This is a genomic window from Microtetraspora sp. NBRC 16547 (genome assembly GCF_030268965.1).
In the GTDB taxonomy this organism is placed as follows: domain Bacteria; phylum Actinomycetota; class Actinomycetes; order Streptosporangiales; family Streptosporangiaceae; genus Microtetraspora.
Genome location: NZ_BSSE01000048.1, coordinates 21,679 through 31,076, shown reverse-complemented (window position 1 = coordinate 31,076; position 9,398 = coordinate 21,679). Strand labels below are relative to the sequence as shown.

At 69.3% G+C, this 9,398-nt stretch carries 7 protein-coding genes; 4 read left to right on the top strand and 3 right to left on the bottom strand.

What is annotated here, in order from left to right; all coding sequences use genetic code 11:
• Positions 1-175: 175 nt before the first annotated feature.
• Positions 176-1,630, bottom strand: a complete 1,455-nt coding sequence (locus QSK17_RS34570; protein ID WP_285710645.1) for an MFS transporter — start codon at positions 1,628-1,630, stop codon at positions 176-178.
• A gap of 183 nt (positions 1,631-1,813) precedes the next feature.
• Here QSK17_RS34570 and QSK17_RS34565 point away from each other — a divergent pair, with 183 nt between their 5' ends.
• Positions 1,814-2,638 (top strand): collagen-like domain-containing protein, encoded by an 825-nt coding sequence (locus tag QSK17_RS34565; protein WP_285710642.1) that lies wholly within the window; start codon positions 1,814-1,816, stop codon positions 2,636-2,638.
• Positions 2,639-2,792: 154 nt separating this feature from the next.
• Here QSK17_RS34565 and QSK17_RS34560 read toward each other — a convergent pair whose 3' ends face one another.
• Positions 2,793-3,935 carry a PucR family transcriptional regulator gene (locus tag QSK17_RS34560; protein ID WP_285710640.1) on the bottom strand — a complete coding sequence of 381 codons (1,143 nt, stop codon included), beginning with the start codon at positions 3,933-3,935 and terminating at the stop codon, positions 2,793-2,795.
• A 105-nt stretch (positions 3,936-4,040) separates the two neighbouring features.
• On the opposite strand from QSK17_RS34560, the gene QSK17_RS34555 reads away from it, so the two are divergent.
• The 3 genes from QSK17_RS34555 to QSK17_RS34545 all read left to right on the top strand — a co-directional run bounded on the left by QSK17_RS34555 (position 4,041) and on the right by QSK17_RS34545 (position 7,042).
• Positions 4,041-6,149, top strand: a complete 2,109-nt coding sequence (locus tag QSK17_RS34555; RefSeq protein WP_285710638.1) for a M6 family metalloprotease domain-containing protein — start codon at positions 4,041-4,043, stop codon at positions 6,147-6,149.
• A gap of 208 nt (positions 6,150-6,357) precedes the next feature.
• On the top strand, positions 6,358-6,657 hold the full coding sequence (locus tag QSK17_RS34550; RefSeq protein WP_285710635.1) for a nucleotidyltransferase family protein: 300 nt from the start codon (positions 6,358-6,360) through the stop codon (positions 6,655-6,657).
• Entirely contained in the window at positions 6,647-7,042 is a 396-nt protein-coding gene (locus tag QSK17_RS34545; RefSeq protein WP_285710633.1) for a HepT-like ribonuclease domain-containing protein, read from the top strand. Before QSK17_RS34550 ends, QSK17_RS34545 begins: the two co-directional genes overlap by 11 nt.
• A gap of 82 nt (positions 7,043-7,124) precedes the next feature.
• On the opposite strand, the gene purL is transcribed toward QSK17_RS34545, so the two are convergent.
• Positions 7,125-9,380, bottom strand: a complete 2,256-nt coding sequence (gene purL / locus QSK17_RS34540; RefSeq protein WP_285710630.1) for a phosphoribosylformylglycinamidine synthase subunit PurL — start codon at positions 9,378-9,380, stop codon at positions 7,125-7,127.
• Positions 9,381-9,398: the final 18 nt, after the last annotated feature.

Here is a 9,398-nt window from a genome sequence, read left to right as displayed (position 1 = left end):
CTCTGTCCGATACAGAGATCGGAACACGGGGGAACGCTGCTTCAACCTGCTGAAACAGTGCCGTGCCGTCGCGACCCGCTACGACAAGCGCGACTTCATGTATCTCGGCACCATAGATGTCGCCTCGATACGGATCTGGCTCCGCAATCCCGTCTCGTGATCTACAAAACACGACCTAGTCCGTCCGCACGGTGGTTTCGCCGCGCGGCGTGCGGGCGACGGCGGCGGCCACGGTGCCGAGGACCGCGACCCCGAACAGCACGGCGTACGTGTGCCGGAACCCCGACATGAGCTGCTCCACCGCCACGGGATTCAGCCGGGAGAGCGTGGCGGCGTAGACCTGCTCGCGCAGCCGTGGAGGAACCGCGCTGGTGAGGACGCTCATCGTGACGGCGACGCTGAGCACGATGCCCATGTTCATGACCATGACGCGGAAGCCGTTCACCACGCCGAGGCTGCCCGCCGGCAGCTCGGCCATGACCTGCGTGGTGTTGCCGGTGAGGAACGTTCCGCTGCCGCAGCCCGCGACGAACAGGCCGATCCCCACGACCCAGTACGGCGTATCCGCCCCGGTGCCGAGGAACAGGATCAGCAGGCCGGAGGCGCTGAACAGCCCGCCGCCGACGGACAGCGCGTACGGGCTGACCCGGCGGCCGAGGGCGCCCGCCACCGGTGACGCGAGCCCCATCCCGATCGGGACGGGCAGCACGCCGAGGCCGGCGGTGAGCGCGTCCACCCCTTGGGCGGCCTGGAAGTACAGGCCCGCGAGCAGGATCAGCGAGGCACGGGCCAGAGCGTTGCAGAACGACGCGATGTTGGCGAACGCCAGCAGCCGCCCGCCGAAGGCGGCCAGATTGAGCACGGGGTTGGCGGCCCGCCGTTCGACCAGGATCAGCGGCGGGACGAGAGCCAGCGCGATCACCCCGGCGATCAGGTCGCCCTGGCTGATCGCCACCAGCGTCGCGGACAGAGCGGCGAAGACGAGCAGGTTGCCCAGCGCGTCCACCGACTCGCGCGGTCCCCTGCTGGGGATCCTGCGCAGCGTGAAGGCGCCCCAGACGAGCGCCACGAGCCCGGTGGGGACGTTGATCCAGAAGATCCACTGCCAGCCCAGCGTGTCCGCGATCAGCCCGCCGAGCGTCGGTCCGGCGAGCTGGGACACCGACAGGGTGCCGAAATAGACGCCCATGCCCTGGCTCAGCCGGTCCGGTGGAAAGGTGTCGGTGATGATGACGCTGCCGTTCGCGAGGATCATCGCGGCGCCGAGCGCCTGTGCGGCCCGCGCCGCGATCAACAGGCCCACGCCGGGGGCGAGCCCGGCCAGCAGCGAGGCGCCGGTGAAGAGGGCGAACCCCAGAAGGTAGACCTGACGCCTGCCCACCAGGTCGGCCACCCTGCCGAAGAGCACCAGCGTGGCGGTCTGGACCAGCAGGTACGACAGCAGGACCCAGTTCGACGCCACGGGCCCCGCGTCGAAGTGGCGCACCACCGCTGGGAGGGCGACGTTGAGCGTGCTGCCGCTGAGACCGATGAGCGCGAGCCCCAGGCTGGTCACCGAGCAGACACGCCAGGCGTACCTCAGCGTGGAGGCGTATTCCGGCGAATCGGGCTTGGGGGTGGCGCCAACCATGCCTCGGATTCTCGCGTACGCCGTACGTCGGCATGCCCGTTGATTCCACGATGTGGGACTGCTGCGCACGCAGCGGCCGAGATTGATTTGTGATGTTTATGGCGTCATCTACTGGAACCCTGGAGGCGTCCACCCAGTACTCCAAGAGTTCGAGCACACTCTTGCCTTCGAAGGGATGCCTCCGTGGCTATCAAGTTGCCAGGTGGACGCACGATCGGTGTTCTCACGGTCGGCGCACTCGCCGGGTCCCTGTTCGCGGTGGGTGGCATGGCGTCCGCCTCCTCCGCCACCTCCGCCTCCAAGGTCATCTACGCCTGTGTGAACAAGAAGTCGGGTTACGTGCGGATCGTCAACGCGACGACCACCTGCAAGCCGACCGAGTACAAGACCTACTGGAACCAGGCCGGGGCCGACGGCGCGGTCGGGGTCGGCGGCACCGGCGCGACTGGTCCCCAGGGCCCCCAGGGCCCGCAGGGCCCGCGCGGCCTCCAGGGTCCGAAGGGCGACGCTGGTCCCAAGGGAGACCCGGGCGCTCCTGGCCTGAAGGGTGAGCCGGGCGCTCCTGGCCTGAAGGGTGAGCCGGGTGCTCCTGGCCTGAAGGGTGAGCCGGGTGCTCCTGGCCTGAAGGGTGAGCCGGGCGCTCCTGGCCTGAAGGGTGAGCCGGGCACTCCCGGCCTGAAAGGCGAGAAGGGTGACCCCGGCACTCCTGGCCAGAAGGGCGAGAAGGGCGACCGCGGCAAGGACGGCACCTCCGGAGTGACGGTCAGGATCGCCAGCGCAAGCTTCTCGGCGTCCGCGTCCGATACGCCGTCGGTGAGCTGCGGGGGCACCGAGGTCGCCACGGGCGGCGGCTACGAGCTCACCACCATCAAGAACTTCCAGGTGATGGGGAGCTTCCCGAGCGACAACGGCTGGGCGATCTCCCTGGAGAAGCAGAACAACGGCGGCGGTGGCGGCAGCGGCGCCGTGACCGGCAAGGTGTACGCCATCTGCGCGAAGAAGGCCTGATCCACTCGCTCGGCCCGTGCCGGCCGGTTCACGGCACCGTGATCGGCCACCGGCGGCGAGAAGAGTAGCGAGACGCCCGGCTGGGACATCCCAGTCGGGCGTCTTTGCGCCGGTTCGTCCCGGTGTCTCCTGTCGCTACGCGGGAGAGTCCGCCTCACAAGCCGGACGAGTAGCGCCCGGAGAGCCGGGCCAGCTTCAGGCTGAGATGCAGGCTCAGCCGCTCCACGCCGTCGCTGAGGTCGGTCTCCGCCAGTTCCTCGACCCGCTGGAGCCGGTAGTAAAGGGACGTACGGTGCAGGCGCAGGCGGCGCGAGGTGGCCTGCGCGTTGCCGGCCAGGTCGAGATAGATCTCCAGCGTCTCCAGCAGCGGCCGGTGCTGGGCGTCGTCGAGCATCCTCTCCAGGCCCGGGTGCAGGTTGTCGTGGGGGACCCGGGTGAGCATGCGGTAGACGCCGAGCCGGGACCACTCCGCCGAGTTCCCCAGCTCCGGCACCTTCGCCGCGACCTCGGCGGCGTGCAGGGCCTCCTCGTACGACTCGGCCGCACGCGCGAGTGAGGGGCGTGATCCGCCGATACCGACCAGGACCGGCGTTCCCAGTGCCGCGCGTATCTCCTCGGGGAAGGCGGTGGTGCCCGCGGTGAGCAGCACGGCGTGGTCGTAGCGCACGAGGTGGAGGGGGTGGTGCCCGGCCAGGCGCCGACGTACGGCGAGCAGGCCGCGCTCTAGCGTCAGCCGCAGCGCGTTGTCCGCTTCGGCGGTGACGGGCCGGGCGACGGCTACTGTGACGGGAGCGGCGTGGGGGAAGGCACCCGCCTCGATCAGCGTCCGGGCGGCCTCGGCCTCCCCCCGCAGCACGCCCATGATGGCCTCCAACTCCCGGCGCGAGGCCAGGCCCGAGGCCAGGCTCTCGTGGAAGAGGGCGAGGGCCAGCACGGGCGCGACCGCCGTGGCGACGGCGATCTCCGTCGCCGTCATGGCCGGGTCGGCGTCGATGAACCAGAGGAAGCCCAGCGGCCTGCCCTCGTGCAGTACGGGGACGCAGACCCGCGGCAGCAGCCCCAGCCCGGCGGCGCCGGGGATGCGCAGGGGGCCGGTCGCCTCGTGGATGCCGGCGGCCCGGAGGAAGGCGCGCACCTCGGGCGTGGTGTGGCGGCGCAGGATCGAGTCGCGGCGGATGTCGTCCATCGGCCCGTTCTGCTCGCTGTAGGCGACCACGCGCTGGCGGCTGTCTTCCAGCAGCAGCGGGCGATTGAGGCGCAGGGAGAGATCGTCCACGATGCGCTGCAGATTCGCCACCGGGCCTCCATCTGGGCATTCCAACATCTGTCGGACGGGCGCCCGTTGGTCTTCCCTACATGTGACCGATGATCTGCGTCAAGACCGTATATAGCGTCTTGAATCGTGAAATCCCCCAAGAAGCTGCTCCAGTGCCTGATGGCGGCCATTGTGCTGGCCCCGGCGGCCCTGGCGGCGACGCCCGCGTCCGCAGATCCCTCCCAAGATCCCGAGCAGCCGTGGCGGCGGAACCACTGGCCCCAGACCCAGCCCTGGCAGCGTGACCAGCCCGATGGGGCGCAGGCCCTGCACGGCCGCGCCGCGCGGATCGTCGCGCCCATCGACCCGCAGAACTGGAAGAACCCCGACCACATGACGTGGGCGGACTACAAGAAGATCCCTGGAACGAACTGGGCCGACCCCGGAGTCAAGGGCTCTGAGCGCACCTTCAAGGGGGCGCTGGTGCTGCTCGACTATCCGAACCAGCCGTTCGTTGTCACCCGTCCCCAGGGTTCCACCGTCTTCGGCAACCCCAGCGCCGAGGCGCACGACATCCCGCGTGACCAGGTCGCCAAGTTCTACCAGGACTTCCTGAACACCCCCAACCAGCTCAACAAGGGGCACACCATCCACGAGTACTGGATGGAGGACTCCGGTGGCCGTTACGGTGTCGAGCTGACCGGTTTCGGGCCGTACACCATGCCCGGCAAGTCGCACGAGTACGCGATGGAGTACCAGCGCGACGCCTGCCCGGCGGGCGACAACTGCACCAAGAACCTGCGCACCGACGGCAACGCCGGCTGGCTCGCCGACGTCGGTCAGCAGAAGGCCGACGAGTTCGACTTCGTCTTCTACGTCAGCGCCGGCCAGGACGAGTCGTCCACCTGGCAGGAGTTCGGCATGATGAAGTTCCCCAACAAGGAGGACGTCACCGACGAGTTCGGCCCGCCGGATCCGAATCTGCCGAACTGGTCCAAGACCCGCTACGTGGAGTGGACCTCCTGGGCCTCCGGCTCCACGTTCTGGCCCAACGCGCGCTTCGGCATCGACTCGGTCCAGACCGAGAGCTCCGGCATGGGGGTCTACGCCCACGAGCTGAGCCACATCATGGGCATCGCCGACAACTACAACAACCCCTATGGCACCCCGATGCGCCGGGCGTACACCGGCATCTGGGAGATGCTCAGCCGCGGCAGCTTCAACGGACCCGGCGGCCCGCACAGCCGCTGGCTGATCCCGCCCACGGCGGGCGCGTCCATGGGCGCCCAGCACATGCTGCGTAACAAGATCAAGCTGAAGATGGTGGACGAGCAGAACGTCCTGCGCCTGTCGCGCGAGGCGCTCCGCGACTCCGGTGTCGTCGTCGCCGACGTCACCGCCCGCGCCGTCCAGCCGGGCAAGAACGGCCTGATGGGTGTCAACATCTCCTTCGACACCGGCGACAAGTCCACCGGCTCGTGCAACACGCGGACCGACCCGCTCTGCGACGGCGGTAGCTACGACAACTACACCGTCGAAGTCGTCGACCGGATGGGGACCGACTCCTTCACCCCCGACTCCGGCGTGCTCCTGACCAAGACGAAGAACCAGGACAGCGCCCCGTTCGAGTGGGTGATCGACGCCAACCCGCAGGACATCGGGATGACGGACTACGTGCTGCCTGACGGCACCAAGGTCCCGATCACCATCGGCGACTACCGCCAGCTCTCCGACGCCCTCTTCCACGCGGGCACCGACTCGGGCAGCCAGTACGAGTACGTCGATGAGGCCAACCGGCTGCACTTCTACGTCATCAACGTGCACCGCGACGCCAAGGGGACCCTGTCCTACACGGTCGCGATCCGCTCGCTCGACGGCGTCGGCCCGCAGAAGCGCGGCGTCAAGCTCCTGCCGGGCGCAGGCGTCCCCGCCGCCGAGAAGGGCGTGTCGTCCTGCCGGTTCCCGCTGTTCAACACCGGTGAGGCGGCGCCCGCCCAGGGGCAGCACCCCCAGGACGTCAGCGCGTACCTGAACGGCGACGTCTACCGGCTCAAGGCCGAGGCCGAGGGGACGGGCTGGACCACGATCACGCCCAACGCGCTCGCGGCCGTCGGCTTCGGCGACCACCAGTCCGTCACCGTCTACGCCCAGCGGGCCGACGGGGGCAGCAAGCACGCCATCGTCAAGCTCACCGCTACCTCCGAGAGCGACCCGACCAAGACGATGACCGCCACCTGCCACGTCAACGGCCTGTAACGAGCACGCCCCTCTGAGAAGAAGGCCCTTCCGGACACCGTGTCCGGAAGGGCCTTTCGCCGTTGTGGCCGAGATCAGCCGAAGATGGCGGGCAGCGCCCCGGCGTGGGTCTCGCGCAGCTCGGCCACGGGAACGTCCAGCACACCTTCGACTCCGTGGCGGCGGTGAACTCGGGCGAGCCAGGGGCGGGTTTGGCAGAATGAACGGCATGACTCGCGAAGAGCTGGAGGTGTTGCGCCCGGCGATCGCTGACCTCTGCGCACGATACGGAATCTCTGAGCTGTCGGTTTTCGGTTCGACTGTGCGCGGGGAGTCGACCACATCGAGTGACGTCGATCTTCTTTACGTTCGGGGTCCTCGAGCCGTACGGGGTCTGGCTTTCTTCGGTCTGCAGGAAGAGCTTGAGGCGCTTCTCGGGTGCTCCGTGGATCTGGTTCCCAAGGATGGCCTGCACTGGGTGATCCGGGAAGGCGTTCTCAGCGACGCCGAGGTCCTGTATGCCGCGTGATCCTCGGCGAGATTCGCTCTATCTCGCCGACATCGTCGGGGCTTGCCGAACCGTTCGACGTTGGGTCGGCGCTCATGGTTCTCAATGGAGCGACGACGAGATCCTGCAGAACGCCGTTCTCCGCCAGCTCATGGTCGTAGGGGAGGCGTCTGCCTGCCTGAGTGAGGAGCTGCGCGACGCGATTCCCGAGATTCCGTGGCGCGCGATACGCGGCTTCCGGAACCAGGCGGTTCATGCCTACTTCAGCCTCGACTGGGCCATCGTCCGAGAGGTCGTCGACATGAACCTCCCAGACCTTGAACAACACGCGCTGGCGATGCTCAGGTCCAGGTTCCCCGATGTGGCGACCGCGTTCGAGACGGGACCAAGGCCTCGATCGTCCTGAGGCCGCTTCGAGAGTCCTGCAAGCGGCGAGAGGCCCTTCCGGACACCGTGTCCGGAAGGGCCTTTCGCTGTTGTGGCCGAGATCAGCCGAAGATGGCGGGCAGGGCTTCGGCGTGGGTCTCGCGCAGCTCGGCCACGGGAACGTCCAGCACACCCTCGACATTGAGCGACGCGCCGCCGGTCGTGCCGAGGCCGTAGCAGGGGACCTCGTACCGGCCGCACAGCTCGGCCAGCGCCTCGAACGCCTCCGGCCGTACGCAGACCAGGGCGCGGGACGCCGACTCGCTGAACAGGTCGACGAACGCGTTCTCCCCGGGCAGCGACACCGTGGCGCCGACGCCCTGCGCGAGGCACGCCTCGGCGAGGGCGACGGCGAGGCCGCCGTCGGACAGGTCGTGCGAGCCTTCGAGCAGCCCCTGCTTGGCCGCCGCGACCAGGACCGACGCGAGCCCGCGCTCCGCCTCCAGGTCCACCGCCGGCGGCAGCCCGCCCAGGTGGCCGTGCGTCACGTGGGCCCACTCGGAGCCGCCGAACTCGTCGCGCGTGTCGCCGAGCAGCACCACGCGCAGGCCCTCGCCCGTGAACCCGGACCTGACCCGCTTGGCGACGTCGTCGATCACGCCGAGGACGCCCACCACGGGGGTGGGGTGGATCGCGGTGGAGCCGGTCTGGTTGTAGAACGACACGTTGCCGCCGGTCACCGGAACGCCGAGGGTCTTGCAGGCGTCCGCGAGGCCGCGCACGGCCTCCGCGAACTGCCACATCACCTCGGGGTCCTCCGGGGAGCCGAAGTTGAGGCAGTTGGTGACGGCGAGCGGCGCCGCGCCGGTGACGGCCACGTTCCGGTACGCCTCGGCGAGCGCGAGCTGCGCCCCGGCGTACGGATCGAGCTTGGCGTAGCGGCCGTTGCCGTCCGTCGCCAGGGCGATGCCCCGGGTGGTCTTCTCGGCGCCGGGCATGACCTCGGAGATCCGCAGCATGCCGGCGTCGGCGGGCTGCGCCAGGACGGTGTTGCTCCGGACGTACCGGTCGTACTGGGAGGTCACCCACTCCTTGGAGCCGAGGTTCGGCGAGCCGAGCAGCCGGAGCAGCGTCTCGCGCAGGTCCTCGGGGCGGGGGAGCCGCTCCGGGCCGTCGGCGTTGAGCGCGGCCTGGCCCACGGGCTCGTGGAAGGGGCGCTCGTAGACCGGGCCCTCGTCGGCGGCGGTGCCCGGCGGGATGTCGACGATGACCTCGCCGTCCCACGTCATCACGAGCCGGCCGGTGTCGGTGACCTCGCCGATGGCGGTCGCGGGCACGTCCCACTTCTCGCAGATCGCCATGAACGCCGGGATGTCCTCGGGCGTGACGACGGCCATCATGCGTTCCTGCGACTCGCTCATCAGGATCTCCTCGGGCCGCAGCGTCGGGTCGCGCAGCGGGACGAGGTTGAGGTTCACCGACATGCCACCGGTGCCCTTGGCGGCCAGCTCGGTCGTCGCACAGGAGACGCCGGCCGCGCCGAGGTCCTGGATGCCCACGACCACGTCGGCCTGGTAGAGCTCGAGGCAGCACTCGATGAGCAGCTTCTCCATGAACGGGTCGCCGACCTGGACGGCGGGCCGCTTGGCCTGCGACTCGTCCTCGAAGGTCGCGGACGCCAGCACGGACGCGCCGCCGATGCCGTCGGCCCCGGTGCGTGCGCCGAACAGCACGACCTTGTTCCCGGGGCCGGGAGCGGTGGCGAGCTTGATCTGGTCCTTGCGCAACAGGCCCACGCAGAGCGCGTTCACGAGCGGGTTGCCGATGTAGCAGGGGTCGAAGACGACTTCGCCGCCGATGTTGGGCAGGCCGAGGCAGTTGCCGTAGTGGCTGATGCCCTCGACGACGCCCGGGAGCACCCGCCGGGTGTCCTGCTGGTCGGCGCCGCCGAAGCGCAGCGCGTCCATGACCGCGATCGGCCGGGCGCCCATCGACATGATGTCGCGGACGATGCCGCCGACTCCGGTGGCCGCGCCCTGGTGCGGCTCGACGTACGACGGGTGGTTGTGCGACTCGATCTTGAAGGTGGCGGCCCAGCCGTCGCCGATGTCCACGACGCCGGCGTTCTCACCCATGCCGACCAGCAGGGCATCCGACTTGGGAGCCTTGGTGCCGAACTGGCGCAGGTGCACCTTGGACGACTTGTACGAGCAGTGCTCGCTCCACATGACCGAGTAGATCGCCAGCTCCGAGCCGGTCGGCCGCCGGCCGAGGATCTCGCACACCCGCTGGTATTCGTCGTCCTTCATGCCCAGCTCGGCGTACGGCATGGGCTCGTCGGGCGTCTCTGCGGCCCGCTTCACGGAGTCGGTATTCATTGGTCGCTCACCACTCCT